Source organism: Pedobacter terrae (assembly GCF_036946585.1).
Taxonomy (GTDB): domain Bacteria; phylum Bacteroidota; class Bacteroidia; order Sphingobacteriales; family Sphingobacteriaceae; genus Pedobacter; species Pedobacter terrae_C.
The window spans coordinates 1-24,770 of record NZ_JAQIIV010000002.1; the positions used below are offsets into that span (position 1 = coordinate 1).

Below are 24,770 nucleotides of genomic sequence, written 5' to 3' on the forward strand. Positions count from 1 at the left end.
ACCAGAAAACCATCCGTAAAAATGAGCCTGGGCGAGACGAAATGGTGATGATGAATACCTGGGGCGATAGGAGCCAGGATGCTAAAGTTAACGAAAAGTTTAGCCTGTTGGAATTGGAAGCTGCAGCCAAACTGGGCATCACCCATTTTCAGATCGATGACGGATGGCAACAGGGAAAAAGTCCAAATTCAGCCCTGGCCAAAGGATCGTTTACAGACATTTGGAATAATCCCAATTATTGGAAACCCGACACCGTAAAATATCCGAACGGGCTCGACCCAATCGTAAAAAGAGGCAAAGCGCTGGGCATTGAAATTTGCTTGTGGTTTAATCCCAGTATTCAGCATGACTATGCAGACTGGGAGAAAGATGCTTCAGCAATGGCCAAACTATACCGGATGCACGGGATCAGGACATTTAAAATTGATGGGCTTTCTATTCCCAACAAACAATCAGAAATTAACCTAACCAAAATGTTTAATAAGGTATTGAGCGAAACAGGAAACCAGGCTGTTTTTAATCTCGATGCCACCGCGGGCCGCAGGGGTGGGTACCACCTATTTACCGAATACGGCAATATCTTTTTGGAGAACCGTTATACCGACTGGCAAAACTATTATCCTTACTGGACACTCCGCAACTTATGGCAACTTGCTAAATATGTACCACCGGAGAAATTGCAGGTCGAATTTTTAAACAAGTGGAGGAATACCGAAAAGTATGGCAGCGATCCTTTCGCTCCTTCAAGGTATACTTTTGAATATTTGTTTGCCATTACCATGGCGGCCCAGCCACTGGCCTGGTTTGAAGGCACTGGCTTGCCTAAAGAAGCCTTGCAGCTGGGCGCATTGATTACGAAGTATAAAAAGGTGCAGCATGATTTTCATCAGGGAACCATTTTACCGATTGGTGAGGAACCGTCGGGCAAATCATGGACAGGTTTTCAATCGGTTCAACAAGATAGCGGCTATTTTATCATATTCCGGGAAAATAGGCCTGACGGAACGGCTACACTGGAAACCTGGTTACCTGAAAAAGTCAAAATAAAACTAAAGCCATTGCTGGGCAAGGGGAAGCCGATGATTCAGACAACAGGTAGAAAAGGCGCCTTGAAAGTAGCTTTGCCTGCTATAAATGATTTTGTGATGTACAGCTATACCATTTTAAAATGAACCTATGAAACAACATATATTAACCCTATCTCTATTAGCGATCTTCAGCATCGCCGCAACCGCCCAAAAGAGGCCTATTGTTAAGTCTCCCAACGGGAGGTTGCAGGTGGATGTAAACATTGGCGATAGTATCCATTTTCAGCTGGCACACGATGGAGAAAGCATACTGAATTCTGGCGCCATAGCGATGAAACTAGCTAATGGAAAAACCTTTGGGATTCACTCACATTTAAAGCAAAGCAAAACCCTTAGCGTTAAACGTGAAATTCCCGCTCATTTTTATAAAAGAAACCTTATAAATGATGAGTATACAGAACTGACATTGGAATTCAGGGAAGATTTTAAGCTCATTTTTCGAATGTATAATGAAGGCATGGCTTACCGTTTTGTATCTGTGGCCAAGCAGGATTTTACCGTGAATGAAGAGCTGGCTGCTTTCCATTTCCAAAAAGATTACAAAGCCTACATTCCCTATGTAAAAACCAAAGAGAAAACAATTGAGGGCCAATATTTCAATTCGTTTGAAAATACCTATACCTACGGGCCTTTAACTAAAATGGATCAGCAGAAGCTTGCTTTTTCTCCTTTGGTGGTTGAGTTGGATCAAGGTAAAAAAGTGTGTTTGGCCGAAGCTGATCTGCAAGGCTATCCCGGTATGTTTCTTTATAATCCTGCTGGCGGAACTAGTTTGGAAGCCAACTTTGCTACCTATCCAAAAGCTACCTTGCAAGGCGGCCATAACCAACTGCAACAAATTGTAACCTCGCGTCAGCCTTACCTGGCTAAAAGCAGTGCAAAAACTAAATTTCCATGTCGTATAGCCATCGTCACTACAAGTGATAAAGCCCTGGCGGATAATGATATGGTTTACAAATTGGCCGAACCCAACCGGTTACAAGATATTTCGTGGATAAAACCAGGAAAAGTGGCCTGGGAATGGTGGAATAATTGGGGATTGAGCAAGGTAGATTTTGTTTCAGGCGTTAATACGGAAACCTATAAAGCTTACATAGACTTTGCCGCCAAAAATAAAATTGAATATGTGATCCTGGACGAAGGCTGGGCGGGTAAACCTTAAGGCAAGTTTGTTTGAGGTTGTACCAGAAATTAATCTGAAAGAACTCGTTGCTTATGGCAAATCCAAAAATGTAGACCTTATTTTATGGGCGGGCTATTATGCCTTTGCGCGCGATCTGGAAAAGGTGTGCAGGCATTATTCACAGTTGGGGATAAAAGGCTTTAAAATCGATTTTATGGACCGCGATGACCAGGAAATGGTTGAATTTCATTACCGGGCGGCAGAAATAGCAGCTAAATATAAATTGATGGTTGATTTTCATGGAACTTATAAACCAACAGGTTTAAACCGGACATTTCCAAACGTAATTAATTATGAAGCGGTAAATGGTCTGGAGCAGATGAAATGGACCGGGCCGGAGATGGATATGGTTACTTATGATGTGACCATGCCGTTTATCAGGATGATTGCCGGGCCGGTAGATTATACCCAGGGCGCCATGCGTAATGCCACCAGGAGCAGTCACAGGGGAATAAATGATGAGCCCATGAGTCAGGGAACGCGCTGCAGACAACTGGCTGAATATGTGGTTTTTGAATCGCCTTTAAATATGCTTTGCGATAGCCCCGACAATTATGCGAAGGAGCAGGAATGTACCGATTTCATCAGCGCGATCCCCACGGTTTGGGACCGTACCCTTGTACTTAATGGTGAAGTTGGGCAATACATTACCACTGCCCGCCAAAAGGATAATACCTGGTATTTGGGTGCTTTAACCAATTGGGAAGCGCGCAAACTTGATCTCGACCTCAGCTTTCTTGGCAGCGGAGATTACGCCGCAGAAATTTATCAGGATGGAGTTAACGCCAATAAAATCGCTACCGACTATAAAAAGCTGCGGATTGAAATTCCAGCAGACCGCAAATTATCCATTCAAATGGCTCAGGGCGGTGGTTTCGCGATGAAGATTTTTAAAAAATAAATGCCGTCATTTTATGAGACCAACCAGAACCATTTTTAATTTGCTTTTACTGTTTTGTTGCTTCCTGTCTAAGCTTTCAGCACAGGAGACCTTGATTAATGTATACGGAAGGGAAACACAATCGCTTAACGGGAAATGGGAAGCGATTGTAGACCAGTACGATCAGGGACGGAAAAACAAAATTTACCTCAACAAAAAACCAAGCGGAAAGACAGATTTTTATGAATATGCCTTTGATGGTGGCTTAAAACTGAATGTACCTTCAGACTGGAACAGTCAATTACCCGAACTCAAATATTATGAAGGTACGGTTTGGTATGCCAGACGTTTTGATGTGTCGAAAGCAAATCGTGGACGTTTGTTTATTTACTTTGCCGCGGTAAGTTATCGCTGTAAGGTTTACCTTAATGGAAAAGAAATTGCCGAGCATGAAGGTGGATTTACACCTTTTCAGGTTGAAGTAACCGATCTGGTACAGCAAACAGACAATTTTTTAGTTCTGGAGGTAAACAATACCCGGACTGCTGATGCCATTCCGGCAAAATCATTTGATTGGTGGAATTATGGCGGCATTACACGTGATGTGATGCTGGTATCAACGCCGAAAATATTTATCCAGGATTATTTCGTTCAGCTGGATAAACATCACCCTGATCAAATTAATGTTCGGGTTAAACTTGTTGATCATCAGTATAATGTCCCGGTAACCCTTGAAATTCCGGAATTGAATATTAAGCAGAAGGTGGTTACCAATCAGCAGGGGATTGCGGTCATGTCAATCACGAACGTAAAAAAGTTACAGCGCTGGTCGCCGGTTTCTCCAAAGCTTTATCAGGTGGTGGTTTCTACGCAAGATGATCGGGTAGAAGAATTAATTGGCTTTAGAAACCTTGCGGTAAAAGGAACACAGATTTACCTGAATGAGAAGCCGATTTTTTTAAAATCAATTAGTTTTCACGAGGAGATTCCACAGCGCAAGGGTAGGGCTTTTTCATTGGCAGATGCCATGATGCTTTTATCTGAAGCCAAAGCATTGGGCTGCAATATGATCCGTTTGGCACATTATCCGCAAAATGAATATACCGTGCGTGCAGCCGAAAAAATGGGCTTTTTGTTGTGGGAGGAAACACCAATATGGCAGGGCATCGATTTTGAAAACCAGGAAACTAAAAAGAAGGCCGGCAATATGATCAGGGAGATGGTAATGCGGGATAAAAACCGATGCGCCATTTCTTTTTGGGGCATGGCCAATGAAACGCAACCATCTGCGGCCCGTAACGAATTTCTCAGATACCTGATCAAATGCACGAAAGATATTGATAGCACTAGGTTAATCACCGCTGCATTTGATCTGGTTCGTTTTAACGCAGATAAACAACGTTTTGTGATGGACGAACCTTTTGTAAATGAAATAGATGTAGTAGCCATTAATAAATATATGGGTTGGTACCATCCCTGGCCGGTTGCACCAAAGAACGCTATCTGGGATGTAGCCATCAATAAACCTTTAATTATTTCAGAATTCGGTGCTGAAGCTTTGTACGGTAAAACCGGTGAAGCGGATGTAGCAAGTTCATGGAGCGAAGACTACCAGGCCCAGCTCTATAGGGATAACCTGGAAATGTTTAAAAATATTCCCAATCTTATTGGCATTTCGCCCTGGGTATTGTTTGATTTTCGGTCGCCATTTCGCTTCCATCCCACCTATCAGGATGGCTGGAACAGAAAGGGGCTGGTTTCCGATCAGGGATTTCGTAAAAAAGCCTGGTATGTGATTGCCGATTATTATAAAAACATCAAATAAAATTTATGAGGAGATATTTTTTAGCGCTGTTGTTAACAGTGGTATTATGGAGCAGCCTTGCAAATGCGCAGCACCTGAAAACCGTTGTTGATCAAGCCCTGGCTTTTGCCGAACAGCAAAGTTTGTTGATGGCCCGGAAATATGAGCATCAGGCTGGTGTATTACCAAGGTCATTCGAAGCGGGAAAAAACACCATATCTGATTCACGTTGGTGGTGTAGCGGATTTTTTCCGGGTTCGCTTTGGTATGTTTATGAGCATAGCAAAAATTCAGAACTGTTAGCCTTCGCCAAATTATACACGGCAAGGGTAGAACGCGAAAAATTTACCACGGATAACCACGACGTCGGTTTTATGCTCTATTGCAGTTTTGGCAATGGCTTGCGTTTAACCGGTGATACCGCTTATAAGGCTGTTTTGCTCAAGGGCGCGCAATCGCTGGCTACCCGATTTGATCCTAAAGTGGGTTTGATCAGGTCATGGGACCATAACAAAGCCATTTGGCAGTATCCGGTCATTATCGATAATATCATGAATCTCGAATTATTATTATGGGCCAGCGAGCAATCAGCAAATGAGCAGCTAAAAAAAATGGCACTTTCGCACGCCGATAAAACCATGGAACATCATTTCAGACCTGATTTCAGCTCTTATCACGTGGTTTCATATCACCGACAAACTGGCCTTCCACATAAAAAACAAACCCATCAGGGTTATGCTGATGGTTCTGCATGGAGCCGGGGACAAGCATGGGGACTTTATGGTTACACTTATCTCTATCGTGAAACCAGGGAGAAACGTTACCTGGAGCAGGCTATGCATATCGCCAACTTTCTGATCAATCATCCTAAAATGCCAAAAAATTATATTCCTTATTGGGACTACGATGCGCCAGTACAGGCTGATACCCCAAGAGATGCTTCAGCTGCCTGCATTATGGCTTCTGCACTGACTGAATTAAGTGATTTCGTAAATGCCAACATTAAAAAGAAATATATGGAGGTTGTAGAAGAGCAAATCCGGACGCTCGCTTCTGACGAATACACCGCAAAGTTGGGCGAGAACGGAAATTTTATCCTGATGCACAGCACCGGAGCATTTCCCTTTAAATCAGAGGTAGATGTGCCATTAACCTATGCAGATTATTATTATCTGGAGGCGCTGAGTCGTTTGAAGAAAAGATTGTAAGGATATTATAAATTATTGAATGGGCGTCCTGAGAGGTGATTATTTTATAAAAATCAATATGAATGACGTTTTTTGCCTTGGCAAAAGTCTCTCCTCGGCTCGCCGCCGCCGAAGGGCTCCTTCTTTTTGGCATCAAAAAGAAGCAAAAAATGCCGGCTGAAAATTTTTCTTTCAAAGCCCGTGGTCTGGCTTGGTCAGTGGAGTCCGAAAAATTTGTTAGGCCGGACTTAAGCGGAACGGAGATACTGTGCCATGGCCCCGCTAGGTGGATTAGCATGACCTACAACCCAATCAAATAATTAATTATAAAATAACGTCAATGGTATTTACAAATTAAACTCAACGTAACAAATCCGAAATGAATTACAATTTATGATACATGCGCTTAACCGTGGCGATCATAACACTTATTTTAGCTGTCTTCCAGCTATTGATATCATTCAAAATGAAAATAAATTGATAGATGGAAAATTTAAATGATGTTTAGAAAACCTGCTTATGCATTTTAACCTTATGGATATCCGGAAAACCGCGTATTTGCTGTTATTTTGTTGTGCATTTTTGCTGAAAAGTGCCGCTGCAATTGATATTTCCAGGTATCGGTTCCATGTTATGCCCGAAACATCGTATTACAGTGGTATTCAGAGTATCACCAAAGACAGTTTGGGACGGATGTGGTATACTGGTCCGGATGCTGTTTTTATGTATGATGGGAATGGTTTTTACCAGTTAAATGAATTGGCCTCAAAGAGCAACCCCAAGGTAAAATGGGGTTATGGTTCTTTGGTGACCGATAAAAAAGGTGGATTATTTCTGGGCACTAATCATGGTTTACTGAAGTTTAACTATGGGCAATTTAATTTTGAATTGATTCTCCCTGGAAAAATCCGTTCCATCTGTCTCCATAACGACGGTTATCTATACATGCTCTCTGGCGACAGCCTGTATATATCTGGTCGGGAGAAAAAGGTTTTTAAGAAAATCAAGCTCCCTGGCAACAGGTATTTTGATAGTGTGATCAGCCTGAAGGGAAATATCTATCTGTCGCAGGAGAATTTACTTTATAAGTTCGATGCTAGAGCCGCGCGCTTCGTAGTTTTTGCCAATATGGGGCAAACCTCTTTTGTGGTGAATGATGCTGTGGCTTATCAGGGTGATTATTATTTCCTTACCCAGCGGGGGTGGTATTTTTGTGACCGATGCCAAAGGTGTAATAAAAAAAAATATCCCAATCACTGGCCAGGGTTTCCAGACTACGTTAGCCAAAAAAATCTTTATTGATCAGGTAGGCATCATGTGGGTAGCCACACAAGCCGGACTTTTGCTTTACGATCCTAAAACCCAGGTGAGCAAGCTGCTCAAAATGAATCCTAACGATGCGTTCTCATTGCCCAACAACTCCATATGGACCATTTACGGCGACCCTGACCAAGGTGCCTGGATTGGTACTTATGGTGGAAAAATCGCTTATTGTTCACTTGATGATGCATATGTCCGCTATTTTACAACCAGTCCCGGCGGACTGAACCACCCGATAGTAAGTGGCTTCCAGGAAGATGATATGGGCAATGTTTGGATTGCTACAGAGGGCGGCGGGCTCAACTATTGGAATCGGAAAGATGACAGCTTTCGTCATTTTACCAAGGCCGAGGCCAATTCCATCAATTCTAATATGGTTAAGCGCCTAAAATTCGATTCAGATCGAAAAAACCTCTTTATTTCTTCTTTCAACGGAGGCATTTCTGCTTACGAAATGGCTACAAAGCGTTTCAGTAACCTTAACATGCTTTTACCCGGAAGCAAACAACCTTTAACCGTGTATGATTTTGTACGCGATGCCGGGGGGACCTGGTGGATGACCGATCCTGATAAAAACTTTTTTCACCGCAAGAAAAACCAGGCAGCAGCAATGGAAATGGTTAAACTGATCGCTGCAAACGGACAGGCGCTGGATGTAGAGATTGAGGCGATTTCGCTCGATCAACAGCAGCACCTTCGTCTGGTTACTCATCAGGGGCTGTATATCGCAGATCCCCAAACGCTTAAAGTGCTGCATCACTATGTCATCAAAGATGGTCCTTATGCAGTAAACCACCTGGGCTGTTATTATGAAGCATCAAATGGAGACCTCTGGCTGGGTACTTCCGGAAGAGGTGTTAATCTTTTAAAGAAAGATGGGCGTTACCTTAATTTCAATAGCACCAATGGTTTCGCGCCTAAAATTGTTTTCGGTATTCTTGAAGATGATGTTTCAGGAAATATTTGGTTTAGTACAAACGACGGTCTATACTTTTTCGATCGGAAAGCGCAAAAGTTTGAAAAAGCCAGGTTTTATAAAGCAAATAGTTGCGGTTCATTTTATTTAAGGTCGGCCTATAAAACTAAAAAAGGAGAGCTATTATTTGGAGGTACAAACGGATTTGTACTTTTTGATCCGCAATACCTCAATAAAAACATTCAGAAACCTAAGGTGTTTTTTACCAGCTTGTTAATTAACAACCAACCGGTAAGCAATACAACTGAGGATTCACCTTTAACCAAAGATATTTCTACCTTAAGCAATCATGATGAGGAAAAGATCAAACTTTCCAGTAACCAGTCGAATATAGAAATCCGTTTTTCGTCAAACAGCTATTTGTCGGCAGATAAGAATCAGTTTTCTTATCGCATGCTTGGCTTAAATGATAAATGGATGAGGTTGAATCCTAATCAACGCGCTGTTCAGTTTTTTAATTTACCAGGTGGCGATTATGTTTTTGAAATCAAGGCCTCCAACAATGACGGGCTTTGGGGCGACGAAATTTCAAGGCTTTATTTTCATGTTAATCCCCCATTTTTCCTTTCCTGGTGGGCCTATTCCATTTATACTTTGATTGTACTGGGACTTTTGTTTTTCATCATGCGGTATTATACCAATAAAAAGGTATTTAAAGAACGATTGGCCTTAGAAGCCCTAAAGGAACAGAACATGAGGGATTTGAACCAGGCGAGAACTGATTTTTTTACCAATATTTCACACGACCTTAAAACTCCGCTTACCCTCGTACTTGAGCCACTGAAGCAGTTAAAAGAAACCGTTCAGAAAAATGACCATGCAGCGGGCTATATGCAGTTAATTGAAAAAAATGTTGCCCGCATTCAGCGTTCAATTAGTCAATTACTCCGTTTTAGGGAGATTGAAAGCCAGAAGGTAACCCTCAATCCACAGGTAGGCGATTTTATCAGTTTTGTGCATGATGTTTTTGGACTTTTTGAACTGTATGCGAACAAAAAAGAAATAGAGACCAATTTTAATGCGCATGCGGACCATTTGTTTGTGGCCTTCGATTATGATATTATTGAGAAAATCCTGACTAATCTTTTCTCCAATGCCTTAAAGTATACCTCTAACAAAGGTTATGTAGGGGTAAGGATTTACGAGTCTACGGGCGAGGAACAATCGAGGTTAGCTGTTGAGCCGGATCACCTGGAAAGGGAATACATTTCTATAGAGGTGTTAAATACCAGTACAGGCTTTTCGGAAGAGCAGATTGCCACATTATTTACCTCCTTTAACCGCTTATCGTCTTATCGGCCTACTTTTGAAGAAAGTTCAGGTCTTGGCCTCGCCATTGTAAAGGAATTGGTAGAAGCCATCGAAGGAAAAATCTGGATGGTCAATAAAACCAATAAGGTTTCTTTTACGGTGATGCTGCCGCTTAAAAAGGAAGCAGGATCGGGCGATATGCAATCTAACATGTACGATTACACCATTTCAGAAATTGATGAAATCCTCCTAGAAGCCGAAGAACCCGGTCTTTTGCCAAAGAATGCACGGAAATCGACCAGCATTTTATTAATTGATGATGATCCAAACCTGCGGAACTATCTGGAGCGTCGCTTATCTGAAAAGTACAATGTTTATTTGGCCAGCGATGGTCAGGAGGGCATCCTCAAAGCTGAAAAAATATACCCTCAACTCATTATTACCGACCTGATGATGCCCAATACCAATGGGTTTGAGCTATGCAACCACTTGCGGCAGAACTTTAAAACCAGCCACATTCCCATCATCATGATTTCGGGTATGGGCGATGTAAACCAGAATAAAACCAAGGCGCTTGAGCATGGCGCAACAGTTTTTATTGATAAACCTTTTGAAGTGGAATACCTGATTCAGCAGATGGATACCATTTTGAAAAACCAGCAGGAAATGAGGGAAATGTACAGCAAACGGTTGGTAGTAGATCCCGCTAAGGTTACCATTACATCGATGGATGAGGAATTGCTGATCAGGGCCATGAAATTTATTGAACAACATATGGCAAACCCGAATTATTCGGTAGACGATTTTGTATCTGATATGAATACCGGAAGAACCATTCTTTATCAAAAGATCAATGATATTGTGGGCATGTCTATCAAGGAATTTATTTTAAACATCCGGCTAAAAAGAAGTGCTTATTTATTGGAACATGCAGATTTAACAGTGGCAGAGGTGGCTTATCAAACCGGATTTAACAATGCCAAGTATTTTAGCGTCTGCTTTAAGAAACAATTTGAAACCAGTCCGTCTGAATATAAAAAGCGTTACAGTTCGGCACATGATTGAGCTGTAAGAAACCTGTTGCAACATTAAGCATTCACCGTTAACCAAATAAAACCTATGAACCACTTTAAGTTTTTTCTCGTCATTTTCACAAGCACCCTTTTGTACATGCTGCCGGGGCAGCAAATTTTTGCACAGCATCAGCTGAAGGGAATGCATCCGCAACAGCAGATTGATTTTGTTAAAAAACAGCTCAAAGCCAGAAAAGAGCCTTATGTTTCAGCCTATAAAGCCTTGCTGTTTAAAGCAGATTCGGCATTGTTGATCTCGCAGCATGCGGTAGAAGATTTTAGTATTCCGGGGTTTTACGTTGACAAAGAAACCCATCGCCGCACTTCGCGGGCGCTCCAGGTTGATGGTTTTTCGGCTTACAGTTGTGCCCTGGCTTATCAGTTGAGTGGTAAAACAAAATACGCAGACAAAGCCATTTATTTTCTGAATGCCTGGGCATCGGTTAATAAAAAATATTCACAACTGGATGGCTCACTGGTGATGTCGTATTCTGGTACCGCCTTAATGATCAGCGCAGATTTGCTCAAAGGTTATAAAAGGTGGCAGCCCGAAGAAGTAACGCAGTTCAAATGGTGGACTAAAAATGTATTTCGTGCGGCAGCGAACAGCATCAGGTACCGGAACAATAATTCTGGCGATTGGTCACGTTTGGCCTCTATCTTGGCCGATGTCTACCTGGAAGACAAAGAAGATATGCAGGAAAACATTAGCCTGATCAAAAAAGATCTTTTTGATAAAATTGCAACAGATGGCCACCTGGTTGAAGAAGTAAAGCGGCAGGGTAAAGGCATTTGGTATACCTATTTTTCTTTGGCACCACTTACCGCGTCCAGCTGGATCATTTACAATCAGACAGGTGAGAATCTTTTTCAAGCATCGCGGGATGGGGCATCATTCAAAAAGGCGCTCGATTATTTATTTTACTACAATCAACATCCCGAAGAGTGGAAATTTTTCAAAAATCCGGATACGGGCAATGTACATACCGCAACAGGTTTCTGGCCGGCGAATTTATTGGAGGCAATGAATGGCATTTATCCTTCGCTGCAATTTGATGAGTATCTTGCGCCATATCGCCCCATTATGTATCCCACACATGATTATGCCTGGACATTTCCAACCCTGATGCCCTTACGATTAAATGAATATCAATAAATTATTAACCATGAAAAATTATATAGTCAAATTATTATTGCCTGCCTGTGCTTTCTGCATCAGCTTATCCGGATCAGCTCAACAAACAAAATATGCTAAGCCACCAGCGCTTAAATCAGATGGTTACAAACTGGTATGGGCAGAAGAATTTAATAAAAACGGTGCACCTGATCCAGCTAACTGGAATTATGAACTTGGATTTGAGCGCAATGAAGAACATCAATGGTACCAGCCGGAAAATGCAAGATGCGAAAACGGAAAGCTGATTCTTGAAGCCAAAAAAGAGAAAAAATCAAATCCGAATTTTAAGGAAGGAAGCCACGACTGGAAAAAGAATAGGCGGGAAGCAGCTTATACTTCTGCAAGCATTAAAACACAAGGATTGCATAGCTGGATGTATGGCAGGTTTGTGATGCGAGGTAAAATTGATATCCGAGATGGCATTTGGCCTGCCTGGTGGACATTGGGAACCAAAGGCTCCTGGCCGGCAACAGGCGAAATCGATATCATGGAATACTACCGGAAGAAACTGCTTGCCAATATCGCTTTTATGGGGGCAGATCGAAAAGACGCCTGGTTTAGTACGGAGAAAAATATCGATTCTTTGGGCGGTGAAGACTGGGCAGCGCAGTTTCATATCTGGCGAATGGATTGGGACGAAAACAGCATTGCGCTTTACGTAGACGACAAACTTTTAAATCAGGTGCCATTAAACCAGCTGGTCAACCAGAACGGGACCAATATTAATCCTTTTAAACAACCACATTATATGTTGCTCAACCTGGCGATTGGAGGTAAACAGGGTGGAGATCCCTCCAAAACTACCTTCCCGTCCAGGTTCGAAGTAGATTACGTAAGGGTTTATCAAAAATAATCAATTAAGAAATGAAAGATATGAATTTAAAACAACTGCTTTTGGTTTTACTATTGAGTTGCTTTGGTCAATTAAGTGCCGTTTCAGCTCAAACACCTGTGAAAAGAGATTCTGCTTTGGCAACCGCAAATATTTTTAGAACGATGCAGCGGGTTGCAGACTGGCAATTAAATACCTGGAAGAACAAAGGCTTTAATCATCGGAAAGCGGATTGGACCAATGGTGCCTGTTACACCGGTATTTTTGCTTTTGGTAACCTGCGGGGCAACGAACGCTACCTGAAAACACTGGTAGATATCGGAGATGAGTTGGACTGGAATACCGGACATTTGCGCTTTTATGCAGATGACTATTGTGTAGGACAGACTTATGCACAGCTTTACAGCAAATTTAAGCAGAAAAAGATGATAATGCCTTTTATCCTGCAGGCTGATAGTATCATCAGTCAGCCGCATGACGAACCCCTAAACTGGAAAAATAATATTCAGAAAAGAGAGTGGGCCTGGTGCGATGCCCTTTTTATGGGACCGCCGTCTTTGGCTTATCTGAGCACGGCTACTAAAGATGAAAGGTACCTGAATACGGCTATTAAATTGTGGTGGAAAACAACCGGATTTCTGTATGATCCCCAGGAAAAATTATTTTTCAGAGATGAGAGTTTCTTTGCCAAGCGGGAGAAAAACGGGCAAAAAATATTCTGGTCAAGAGGTAATGGATGGGTATTGGCGGGTCTGGTAAGGGTATTGGAAAATATGCCTAAAAAGCATCCCGACAGAAAGAAACTGATTGCGCTTTATCAGGATATGGTAGCCAGGGTTGCCGGATTACAGCAGCCAGATGGCAGCTGGCATGCGTCATTATTGGATCCTGCAAGTTTTCCGGTTAAGGAAATGAGCGGAACCGGCTTTTTTTTGCTACGCGATGGCCTGGGGCCTAAATCATGGTGTTTTGGATAAACAGCAATACCTTCCAGTAGTAGAAAAATCGTGGAAAGCCATGGTTTCTGCAGTCCATGAAGATGGTATGCTGGGTTATGTGCAGCCCATTGGCGCAAGTCCGGATGCTGTAAATGCCAGCAGTACCGAGGTATATGGCGTGGGTGCATTTCTGCTGGCAGGAACACAATTGTATGAATACCTTAAGAAGCTAAAATAGACGAATTAATAAACATGAAGATTAATATAAAACTAGAGCTCAAAGCTTTAATGAAATTGAGCATTTATTTTTTTCTGCTGGTTTGCCTCACTGCAAATGTTTTTGCTCAAACAGGGCAGGATACCTTACGTTTATTTATTATAGGGAACAGTTTTTCGCAAAATGCGTCAGCCTTTTTGCCACAGCTGGCAAAAGAAAGAGGGAAAACACTCATTATCGGGCGTGCTGAACTCGGCGGGCATTCTCTCGAGCAACATTGGAACTATGTCGAAAAAGCAGAAGCAAATGCTGATGATCCGGGCGGGAAGCCTTACCAAGGTAAATCATTAAAAATGTTATTAGGGCAGGAAAAATGGGATATTATTACCATTCAACAGTATTCTTACCTTTCAGCAGATTCCTCCAGCTACTATCCCTATGCCAACAAACTAGTTGCCTATGTTAAAGCGTTGCAACCCCAGGCACGCTTGGTGGTTCATCAAACCTGGGCTTACCGTACCGATGCAAAAAAGTTTGGACGCATAGCTGAAGGTAAAATGGCAAAAAGCCAGAAAGAAATGTGGCAGAAATCACGTGCGGCATATCATCTCCTCGCTAAGCGGATCGATGTCCGGATTTTACCTGTAGGCGATGCTTTCCAGGTTGTAACCAACGATAGGAAATATGGTTTTAAGCCTGACCTTTCGTTTAATTACGAACATCCCACAGCCCCAAATCTGCCTGATCAGACCCACTCCATCAATATCGGTTACTACTGGAATAAAAAAGAACTTGTATTCGATCCAAACCATGCTAATGATGCGGGTAAATACCTGGGCGGGCTCATCTGGTATGGTATGCTGTTTAATGATTCAGTCAAGAATATTAGGTTCAAGCCTGACAATGTCTCTGAAGCGTTTGCTCAATACCTTCGTAAAGTGGCGGCTAAAACCATATCAAAAACGAATTGATAAAATAATTGCAGATGCTAAACTTTAGTCCATTGGGGCTATTTTGATTTGTAAACACAAACTTTCTTAAAATAAACCGCAAATATTATCCATTCGTACAAAAACAAACCATTTCCGTACAAAAGTGAACCCTCTGAAATAGATAAGCATATAGATTTGTGTTAACCAAATAATAAACCAAAATATGATGACAACCTATTTCTTAACCATTCCCCTTATTGCAAGTGAGGGAAACACGAAAACTGGATTACGAGCGATAACATCGGGAATGCCTTTCCATTTAATTGGCATTTCCCGGCATCAAGTTTAAAGCCTGAATCCAGAGGCTTTTTTTAATGCTTTCTAATCTCTGTTATTAATTTAACATATAAAAACCTTCACCCTTTTGTGGAATTGATAAGGACGCCTGCGCGGTGCCCTGAGATCTGTTACGCACAAAAAGCGGAAATTTCTAAAAAAAAATATATAATTCTAACCATATCACAGATAGATGATAAAAAATATAAACCTAAGGTCCAAAGGCTGGCTTCTTGTGGTTGCTGCATTTTGGTTTAAGGCACAGGCATTACCAGCCAGTCCCATAAAAATGGCCAACAGCTTCGTGGCCAAACGCCCCACATTGCGGTTTCAGGAAATAACCGGAACCGTTAAAGACGAAAAAAATCAACCCATTCCCGGGGCAACCATCAGAATAAAAGGGACCACTACCGGCGTCCAGACCGATCTGGATGGAAAATATAAAATCAATGTCAACCCCGGTCAGGTGCTTGTTTTTTCGACCATTGGTTTTGAAACCAAAGAGGTAACGATCGGGTCTGCAGGCGTAATTAACATCACGCTGGTCTCCGCAAGTAGCTCCTTAAGTGAAGTCGTGGTAAATGGTTATTCTACACAAAGAAGATCAGCTGTTACTGCTGCCATCAGTACCGTTTCTGGTCAGGATTTATTAAAAGCACCCGTAACCAATGTAAACAATGCATTGGCTGGTCGCGTGCCTGGTCTGGTGGTTCAGCAAACTTCCGGACGCCCGGGGATTAATGGTGCTGCGTTGTATATCCGCGGACAGGTTTCGCCCTCGGCTACAGCGCTTATTATTGTGGATGGTGTGGAACGGACCTCTTTCGGTGATATTGATCCTAATGAAATTGAAAGTATAAACATACTGAAAGACGCCTCATCTACCGCGCTATATGGTTTGAAAGGTGCAAACGGCGTATTTGTAATTACGACCAAAAAAGGAGTGGAGGGGCCGGCAAGAGTAACATTTTCTGGTAATTTGGGCATCATCAGTGCCACCTCCCGACCGGAAATTCTGGGCGCTTACGAAAGTGCTATGCTCTTAAGCGAAGGGCAGCGAAACGTAGGTGAACCCCGAACCTTTACCGATGAGGATCTGGCGATTTTTAAGGCCGGAAACGGCAATCCATTACTTTATCCGGATGTGATGTGGTACGATGAACTGGTTAAAGATCATTGGATGCAGAACCAGCAAAACCTAACCATATCGGGCGGTAATGAAAAAGTTAAATACTTTACGTCATTCAGCCATATGCGCGAGGAGGGAAATTTCAAGGAGTTTAAAACACCATTGGATTATTCTACTTCTCCAAGCTACAGTCGTTACAATTTCAGGGCCAGGGTAGGCATTGACCTGACCAAAACCACCAACTTTGAGGTTAACCTGGCAGGCAGAAACGAACACCGTTACAGTCCGGCAGGTATGAGCGAATATAATGATCCTGCGGGGGTGGTCAGTAATGGTATCGAGGGGCTTGTGGGCCGGGCGTTGAAAATGCCTTCATGGGCAGCGCCGTTTTTTAAAGAATACATCAATTCAGATGATCCCAGGATTATTGCTCTGGATGGAAACTATAACCATATCGTAAATTATGGGTTGGGCGGAGTAAATGCCTTCAATCCTTACGCCTTGCTTACATATGGTGGATATGCCTTTACTGATAACAATATTGCGGAATCGATATTTACCGTAAAGCAAAAACTTGATTTCGTAACTCAGGGGTTAAGCTTCAAGGCGCAGTTTGGTTACGATGCCACGCAACTATCCGGAAAGTTGCAGCGTGGAAGTATCGGCTATCTTGAACTAGATAGGGCCAGTCTTGCACTAACGCCTGTTGGAGGAACCTACAACGATTTTTTTGGGGCACCTGCCTATTCCAGAAGTGGTTTTACCAAAACAAATCTGCAGTTGTTTTTAACTTATGGCAGGTCATTTGGCAAGCATAACATCAGTGCCAATCTAATCGGTCAGCGCGAACTTCAGGGTTCAGCTGCGGCTGCCGCTCCTTATGCCAACCAGGGCATCATTTCGGAAGCTACCTATAACTACGGAAATAAATACTTTTTAACAGCCAGCGCAACCTACAATGGTTCAGAAAATTATGCCAAAGGTTATCGTTATGGTTTTTTTCCGGCAGCAACGTTGGGTTACAATCTGGCGAACGAGGAATGGATGAAAAAATTTACCTGGATCAACATGTTAAAAATCCGTGGTTCCATTGGAAGGGTAGGGATTCCCAGTCCTGGTACTAGCCGTTTCTATTACCAGAACAGGTTCGGCGCCGGATCAAACGTAGTGTTTGGAAACCCGAACAGCAACTTTAGTGCGCCAACTTATACCCAGTTACAATATGGCAATCCATTTATCACTTTTGAGGTATCTTTAAAACGGAATATCGGGCTTGATCTTTCTTTATTCAAAGATAAGTTGAATATCACTGCTGACCTTTTTGATGACGAGCGCTCGGATATTTTAACAACCCGTTCGGCAACCAGTTTTGCCACTTACGGTGCCACGGTGCCCAGTACCAATTATGGTGTTAATTATAATCACGGATATGAGCTTTCAGTAACTTACCGCGATAAGATCAAAGATTTTAGCTATTCCTTTACGGGCAACCTGAGTTATGCCAGAAATGAGCGCAGGGTACTGGACGAAGCGCCTGGCCTTGCTGAAAATCTGCGGGTAACCGGTAAACCAATCGGTACCTATTTCGGATATCATGTGCTCGGCTTTTATGCTGATCAAAAAGATATCGATAGCAGTCCGCTGAATAAAATTACGGCTTATCCTTCTATACCGGGCGATTTTAAATATCAGGATGTTAACGGCGATGGAATCATCAATAACCAGGATGTAATCGCCATTGGGCATCCTAATATTCCCGAATACAATGCAAGCCTTAACATGCAATTCGGATATAAGGGATTTCAATTATCGGCACTTTTTAATGGGGTAACGAATGTGAGTTCAAACGTGGTGTTTCAAAGCGGTGGCCTCAACCAGTATTATGCGCCCATGTTAAATAGATGGACACCAGGCAATACCGATGCAAGCTGGCCGGTAATTCATCCGGGCCTGAATGCCAATCCTAACGAAAGCCTCAACGACTTCACATTGCAAGATGCTTCTTATATCAAATTAAGGAACGTGCAATTTAGTTACAGTTTGCCTAAAAAATGGGTAAACAGGCTTCGGTTAAATGGCCTTACTGTATTTGTTAGCGGCCAAAACTTAATCACCTGGACAAATTTTTACGGCATTGATCCTGAAAACAGCTTGTCGGGGAACGCTTATGCATCTTCAATCGCTACTATTCCTACTACTAAAGTTTTCAATTTTGGCCTCAATTTATCACTCTAATCAGGTTACTATTATGAAAAAATTCATATACATCCTATTTTTATTTGTTCTCAGTGTTGGCTATTCCTGCAAAAAGGATTTTTTACAGCGTGATGTGGGCATCCAGAGCGACCTTGAAGAAGTTTTTAAAGACCCATTAACGGCTTCCCGTTTTGGCGACTTTACCTATACTTTTTCCATCTCCGATTACGGCCGCCTGAGCGGATACAAGGGCATGACCTCGCAATTTACTGATGAGTCTATTGCCAACAATGGTCAAATCGAGGTGGCGTCCATGAACAGCGGCCAGTTTTTAGATCCGGGGGCTGCTGACGTAGCGGGCATTTACAGCCAAATGTACAGAGGCATCAGAAATGCAAATCTGATGCTGGCCAATATGGATAAGGTGCCCTGGACCGATCTTTACAATCCTAGTTATATTAAAGGTGAGCAACTTTATCTTCGTGCTTATTTCTATTTCGAATTGTTGAGGCGCTTTGGAGGGGTTGTAATATTAACCCAGCCGCAAGACTTTACGGAAGCTTCAACAGATCTTCCACGCAGCAGTTACTCAGAAACATTTACTTTGATTTTAAGCGATCTCGAACAGGCCCTCACACTGTTGCCACTAACCAATGCCGATTGGCCTAACCCGGCAGCGCAATCTAACCGGGCTACCGGGGCTGCAGTGATGGCGCTTAAAGCCAGAGCCTTACTCTTCGATGCAAGCCCGTTAAATAATCCAGGCAATGATCTGGCAAAATGGAAAAAGGCAGCAGATGCATCAAAGGCAATTATTGATCTGAATAAATTTTCACTGGAGCCCAACTATGCCAACGTACTTACTGTAGCAAACTCCAATGAATACATCAGGATCTGGCCACGTGGCGGCCGTGGATTTATTGGTACTTACCTAAGCGATTTTTTGATTCCTACCAGCTATGGAGGGGCACAATCTAATCTTTCACCTGTTCAGAATCATGTCGATCTATATGAAATGGCCAATGGTAAAGCCATCACCGATGCCACATCAGGGTACAATCCGCAAAATCCTTATCTCAACAGAGATCCGCGGTTTTATGTGAACATCCTTTATAACAATGCCACCTGGCAGGGGCGGGCGGTGCAAACCTGGCAATCTGAACCTAATGCCCAGGGTATTATCACTTATGGAACCGATATCAGTACAGCTACTTCAATAACCAAAACCAGCTATTACCTGAAAAGGCTCTGGCCAGAGGCTTCGCGTTCGGGATCAACCGCATCAGCCCTGCTGAATTACGTTTTTTACAGATATGCAGAAGTACTGATCAATTATGCCGAAGCTTTAAATGAAGAAACAGGGCCAACTGCTGAAGTATATAATGCGGTAAATGCCATTCGCCTGCGGGCTAAAATGCCGGTTTTACCAGCTGGTTTTAGTCAAGCTGAAATGCGCGAGCGTATCAGAAATGAAAGGGCCGTCGAGTTCGCTTTCGAAGACATGCGCTGGTGGGATATCCTTCGCTGGAAAAAAGGGCCTGAAATTGTGGCCCAGCCAATGAGGGGTATGAAAGTGATTAAAAATGCCAACGGCTCTTTCAGTTATAATGTAGTCGAATTGCCCGCATTTAAAAAAGTATTCAATAACAACATGTATTTGTACCCTATTCCCCGGGCAGAAATGAACAAGACCAGTGGAGCATTGAAACAGAATCCGGGTTGGTAGTTTTTGGGTTATACATCAATTTAAAAGATAAGAAATGACAAGATATATTAAATGTTCGGGCGTTATGGCGTGCATCATCAGCTATCTGTTAACCTGCACGGCTTTCGCACAAACTAGTGGTAAGCAGGATACCGTTAGGATTGTGAAAGCTAACCACACAGACTCGACGGATAAATTAATAGAAATTCCTTTTGCGACACGCAGCAGAGAAGAACTAAATTATGCCCAGAGCTCGCTTCGTTACCATCAGCTTACACAAGTACCGATCAGTAACCTTTCAGGTTTATTGGCCGGAAGATTAAGCGGCTTTTTATTCAGGTGGACAGGAAATCAGCCAGGCGGTGGAAACGTATCCTATCAAATCAGAGGAAAATCATCTTATGCACAAGGCGCTACGCCGGCTTTTCTGGTAGATGGAATTGAACGTGATTTCGAAGATATGGATATCAGTGAAATTGAAAGTGTAACGGTATTAAAAGATGCTGCTGCATTAAACTGGTATGGTCTAAATGGCGGTAATGGCGCAATTCTGGTCACCACAAAAAGGGGTAAGATAGGACAGAACCTAATTTCTTTTGATGCACAGGGCGGTTTCCAATCTGCCAGCAACCTGATTAAGCCCTTAAATTCATTTGATTTTGCTACTTTATATAATCAGGGCTTAACCAATGTGGGCCAGGCACCAGCTTATAATGATGTAGCGCTGGAAGGTTATAAAAACCATACTAATCCCTATCTCTATCCAGACAATAACTACCTAGACCGCTTTTTAAGCAAAAGGGCAGCTACGCAAAGATATGCGCTTACCTTTAGTGGTGGGAGTAACCGTGTTCGTTATTTCAGCTCCGTGAGTTATTTTAATCAGCAAGGGCTTCTTAAGGAAACAGAAACCCCAAATTACGATTCCAATTATGGTTATAAACGTTATAATTTCCGCATCAATTTGGATTATGATGTGACTAAAACACTTACGCTGACGCTGTTGGCAGGAGTGAGGAGTGAAGTGCGTAATGATGTTGGTGATGGAACCAGCACGGTTTTGAGTAACCTCTATAACTTACCGCCAAATGCCTTTCCGATTTTAAATGCAGATGGATCTTACGGCGGAACCTCACTCTTTCAAAGTAATCCCCTCGGTCAGTTACAGGCTACAGGGTTTTCCCGGACCACTACCAATATTTTACTTGCCAGTATCATGGCCGATCAGAAAATGGATTTTATCACCAAAGGCCTTTCGGCTAACCTATTTTTCTCTTATGATGGTTATGGTAATTATGGCGACGGATTATCGCAAAATTATGCTGTTTTCAATCAAACCGTAACGCCCGTTCAAACTTATCGCACGCCGGCAGTTATTGCTTACCGCACTGCAGCTTTCCAAACCAATACCAAAAACAATGAACTCTGGTTTGGTTTGGACTACAACAGAATTTTTGCCACAGATCACCAAGTAAAGGCAAACGTACGTGCGCAGCAATATGTAAGTGCTGCGGTAGATCGTCTGGATTATCGTTCCCGGATGATTGTAGGGCGGGCAGATTACAGTTTTAAGCAACGTTACCAGTTGGGCTTTACGGGGAGTTACTCCGGATCTGAGAACTATGCGCCTGGACGACGTTTTGGTTTTTTTCCGGCAGTATCCGCAGGTTGGTTAATATCCAAAGAAGATTTTTTGAAAGATGCTTCAGTGATCAGTTATCTGAAACTGCGCGGATCTTATGGTCGATCAGGTAATATTGGTCCAACTTATGATGCCAATGGTAACGTGGTCAGGCTGCCATACCGTACGCTGTTTACCAGAGATGCCGGACCATTTTTAGGGTCTACTTTTTCTACGTCGACCACAGCGAGGCTGGTGAGTCCCGCAGGTAATCCATTAACCACCTGGGAAAAAATTGACCGCCTGAACATAGGTACAGATGTAGACTTTTTTAAGAATGCACTTTCTTTCTCTGTTGATTATTTTGATGAAAAACGAACGGATATCCTAGGACCTGCAAACTTACCCGGTATCGTCGGGATAGCGATTGCGCAGGTAAATTCAGGCAAGGTAAGCAGTAAAGGATTTGATGCCAGCGGAACTTTCAATAAGAAAATTGGCGAAGTGCTGATCAGCACCAACGCCAATTTTACCTATGCTAAAAATATCATTTTGGAAAGAACGGAAAATGTATTGCCCAATCAGTCTACCATAGGCCGGTACGTGAATGGCGGAAATTACTACCTGGCAGAAGGTATTTTTCAGAGCCAGGCAGAGATTAATGCCAGCCCGAAACAAACCCTTTCGAGCCTTGTGGTACCCGGCGATCTTAAATACAGGGATGTTAACAATGATAACATCATCGATGCAAACGACGCCATTTCCAGCGACTATACCGATATCCCAAAAATATATTATGGTTTCGGTTTTAATATCCGGTATAAACAGTTTGATTTAGGCGCACAATTCCAGGGCCTTGCTGGTAGAACTGTAGATATTTCTGATATTTTTTACGCAGGTCCGAACGGGTTAAACCAGCTCAGTTTAGCTACCTGGACGCCCGCCACGGCGGCTACCGCAAAGTATCCCCGCATCGGAATATCAGACAATGGGAACAATACGGCCAACTCCACTTTCTGGTTGTATTCAGGAGATTTTTTAAAACTTAGATCTGCTGAGATCGGCTATAGTACGCCACAAAGCTTTAACCAACGCTTACGTTTTAAAGGTGCACGAATTTTTGTAAGTGGAAATAATATCTTCGCAATTTCCAAACTCAATGAGCTGGGCATTGATCCCGAAACCCCCAATGCAGGTCGTTTTTCGTCTTACCCTTACGTAAAAACCTTTGCAATAGGCTTAAATGTTAAATTTTAATTCAAAATGAAGATGAAAAAGAATTTATATGGTATATATATCGTTCTGGCAGTTTTGCTCATAAGCATTAGCGCTTGTAAGGATGAATTTTTTGAACCTTCGTACAGTGAAGGCCCGGTTAATGAAGAAGCAATCTGGAATACCGACAGGCGCGTGCGCGAATATTTAAACAACGGTTATAATTATATGCTGGCCAGGTATAATGTTGATGGCTCGGGTGCATTAATGGCCAGTGGAAGTGATGAAGCCGTAAATTCAAACCTAAACAGCAATGTGAACATTTTTAATAATGGCAACTGGAGCAGTTTAAGGACTTTTGATGAGCAGTATACCAATCTCTATACTGGTTTGTGGGTAGTCAACACATTTCTGGAACGATCGCCAACAGCGGTGATTTTTCCGGCAAGCGATCTTCGCGGACTAAGGGGAGAGGCGTTTTTCCTAAGAGGTTTATTACATTATGAGTTGTTCAAAAGATACGGAGGCATTGTTCTTGCCACACGCTCCTTTTCGCCGGTAGAAGACCTGAACATTCCCCGCAATTCTGTTGATGAGGTAGTAAAACAAATTGTTAAGGATTGCGACTCGGCGATCAGTCAGATTCCTGCAGCCTCCACCAAAGATTGGGATGCTGCAAACTACGGACGCGCCACAAAAGCCGCGGGAATGGCACTAAAAGCAAAAACCCTACTGGTTTACGCAAGTCCTTTATACAACACGGGCAACGATCTGCAACGCTGGCAAAATGCCGCTAATGCAGCAAAGGATTTAATCGACTTAAATAAACACAGCTTGTTGAGTACGGCTTTATTTCCGAGCTTGTGGGATTATACCAACGCCGCAACCTCTTATAATAATGAGGTGATCTTTGCTACGCCGGCAAGCAATACCAATGCTATAGAAGCCAATAATGCGCCCATTAGCTTCACCGGGGGATTGGGCAGAACAAACCCGACACAGAATCTGGTAGATGCTTTTGAAATGAACAACGGCAGGCCCATAACGGATCCTACATCAGGCTACGATCCACAAAATCCGTATGCAAACAGAGACCCACGTTTAAACCAGTTTATTGTAGTTAACGGCGCAAATTTTAAAACAGGAAGCCTCAGCAGGGCTGTAGAGACTTATGAAGGTGGACGTGATAATGTTCCATCCAATGTAAACAGTACCAAATCAGGTTATTACCTGCGGAAGTTTTTAAGTGGTAATGCTACTTACAACATTACGGGTACTACGAGCGTAAGAAGGCCCTGGGTATTGTTTCGTTATGCAGAAATTTTATTGATCTATGCAGAAGCCCTGAATGAATCTGGAGGTCCGAATGCAGAAGTTTACAACGCAATAAATGCGGTACGCAACCGCGCCGGAATGCCTGCACTGGCCGGGTTAACACAATTGCAGATGCGCGACAGGATTAAAAATGAACGGAGGGTGGAATTGTGTTTTGAAGAACAACGGTTTTTTGACGTCCGCCGCTGGAGGGATGGCGAAAGTAATTTTAACGGAGCGATTAGGGGAATGAAGATTACCAAAGTGGGTACTGCATTAACCTATAGCCCTTTTGTAGTTGAAAACAGAACCTTTACCAGTAAAAACTATTGGTATCCTTTTCAGCAATCAGAAATCAATAAGGCCAGTAAACTCATTCAAAACCCAGGGTATTGA

General features: G+C 42.7%; 16 protein-coding genes and 1 pseudogene. All 17 read left to right on the top strand.

Annotated features, from left to right (window positions below; genetic code table 11):
• A partial coding sequence (locus tag PGN18_RS02585) for an alpha-galactosidase (RefSeq protein WP_335317801.1) occupies positions 1-1,172 on the top strand: 1,172 nt, incomplete at its 5' end.
• A gap of 4 nt (positions 1,173-1,176) precedes the next feature.
• Positions 1,177-2,809: pseudogene (locus PGN18_RS02590) on the top strand (glycoside hydrolase family 97 catalytic domain-containing protein); the annotation flags it as partial.
• On the top strand, positions 2,801-3,172 hold the full coding sequence (locus PGN18_RS02595; protein WP_335318275.1) for a glycoside hydrolase family 97 C-terminal domain-containing protein: 372 nt from the start codon (positions 2,801-2,803) through the stop codon (positions 3,170-3,172). The pseudogene PGN18_RS02590 and the gene PGN18_RS02595, both read left to right, overlap by 9 nt.
• Before the next feature lie 13 nt (positions 3,173-3,185).
• Positions 3,186-4,976: a glycoside hydrolase family 2 protein gene (locus PGN18_RS02600; RefSeq protein ID WP_335317802.1), complete on the top strand. Its 1,791-nt coding sequence runs from the start codon at positions 3,186-3,188 to the stop codon at positions 4,974-4,976.
• 5 nt (positions 4,977-4,981) lie between these two features.
• The gene (locus PGN18_RS02605) at positions 4,982-6,163 is read left to right on the top strand and encodes a glycoside hydrolase family 88 protein (RefSeq protein ID WP_335317803.1); all 1,182 of its coding nucleotides are present in this window, start codon (positions 4,982-4,984) and stop codon (positions 6,161-6,163) included.
• Positions 6,164-6,225: 62 nt separating this feature from the next.
• On the top strand, positions 6,226-6,462 hold the full coding sequence (locus PGN18_RS02610) for a hypothetical protein (protein WP_335317804.1): 237 nt from the start codon (positions 6,226-6,228) through the stop codon (positions 6,460-6,462).
• Positions 6,463-6,676: 214 nt separating this feature from the next.
• Positions 6,677-7,444 (top strand): hypothetical protein, encoded by a 768-nt coding sequence (locus tag PGN18_RS02615; RefSeq protein WP_335317805.1) that lies wholly within the window; start codon positions 6,677-6,679, stop codon positions 7,442-7,444.
• Between the two features lie 82 nt (positions 7,445-7,526).
• A complete protein-coding gene (locus tag PGN18_RS02620) occupies positions 7,527-10,754 on the top strand; it encodes a hybrid sensor histidine kinase/response regulator transcription factor (RefSeq protein WP_335318276.1) in 3,228 nt (1,075 codons plus the stop codon).
• 54 nt (positions 10,755-10,808) lie between these two features.
• Positions 10,809-11,918 carry an alginate lyase family protein gene (locus PGN18_RS02625; protein ID WP_335317806.1) on the top strand — a complete coding sequence of 370 codons (1,110 nt, stop codon included), beginning with the start codon at positions 10,809-10,811 and terminating at the stop codon, positions 11,916-11,918.
• A gap of 10 nt (positions 11,919-11,928) precedes the next feature.
• A complete protein-coding gene (locus tag PGN18_RS02630; RefSeq protein ID WP_335317807.1) occupies positions 11,929-12,792 on the top strand; it encodes a glycoside hydrolase family 16 protein in 864 nt (287 codons plus the stop codon).
• An 11-nt stretch (positions 12,793-12,803) separates the two neighbouring features.
• Positions 12,804-13,748 carry a glycoside hydrolase family 88/105 protein gene (locus PGN18_RS02635; protein ID WP_335317808.1) on the top strand — a complete coding sequence of 315 codons (945 nt, stop codon included), beginning with the start codon at positions 12,804-12,806 and terminating at the stop codon, positions 13,746-13,748.
• Positions 13,741-13,947: a glycoside hydrolase family 88 protein gene (locus tag PGN18_RS02640; protein ID WP_335317809.1), complete on the top strand. Its 207-nt coding sequence runs from the start codon at positions 13,741-13,743 to the stop codon at positions 13,945-13,947. The genes PGN18_RS02635 and PGN18_RS02640 overlap by 8 nt, the downstream gene beginning before the upstream one ends.
• A gap of 14 nt (positions 13,948-13,961) precedes the next feature.
• Positions 13,962-14,897, top strand: a complete 936-nt coding sequence (locus tag PGN18_RS02645) for a DUF4886 domain-containing protein (protein WP_335317810.1) — start codon at positions 13,962-13,964, stop codon at positions 14,895-14,897.
• A gap of 490 nt (positions 14,898-15,387) precedes the next feature.
• Complete coding sequence (locus PGN18_RS02650) at positions 15,388-18,558, top strand: SusC/RagA family TonB-linked outer membrane protein (protein ID WP_335317811.1); 3,171 nt, start codon at positions 15,388-15,390, stop codon at positions 18,556-18,558.
• 13 nt (positions 18,559-18,571) lie between these two features.
• The gene (locus tag PGN18_RS02655; protein WP_335317812.1) at positions 18,572-20,245 is read left to right on the top strand and encodes a RagB/SusD family nutrient uptake outer membrane protein; all 1,674 of its coding nucleotides are present in this window, start codon (positions 18,572-18,574) and stop codon (positions 20,243-20,245) included.
• A gap of 34 nt (positions 20,246-20,279) precedes the next feature.
• A complete protein-coding gene (locus PGN18_RS02660; protein ID WP_335317813.1) occupies positions 20,280-23,102 on the top strand; it encodes a SusC/RagA family TonB-linked outer membrane protein in 2,823 nt (940 codons plus the stop codon).
• A gap of 12 nt (positions 23,103-23,114) precedes the next feature.
• Positions 23,115-24,770 (top strand): RagB/SusD family nutrient uptake outer membrane protein, encoded by a 1,656-nt coding sequence (locus tag PGN18_RS02665; RefSeq protein ID WP_335317814.1) that lies wholly within the window; start codon positions 23,115-23,117, stop codon positions 24,768-24,770.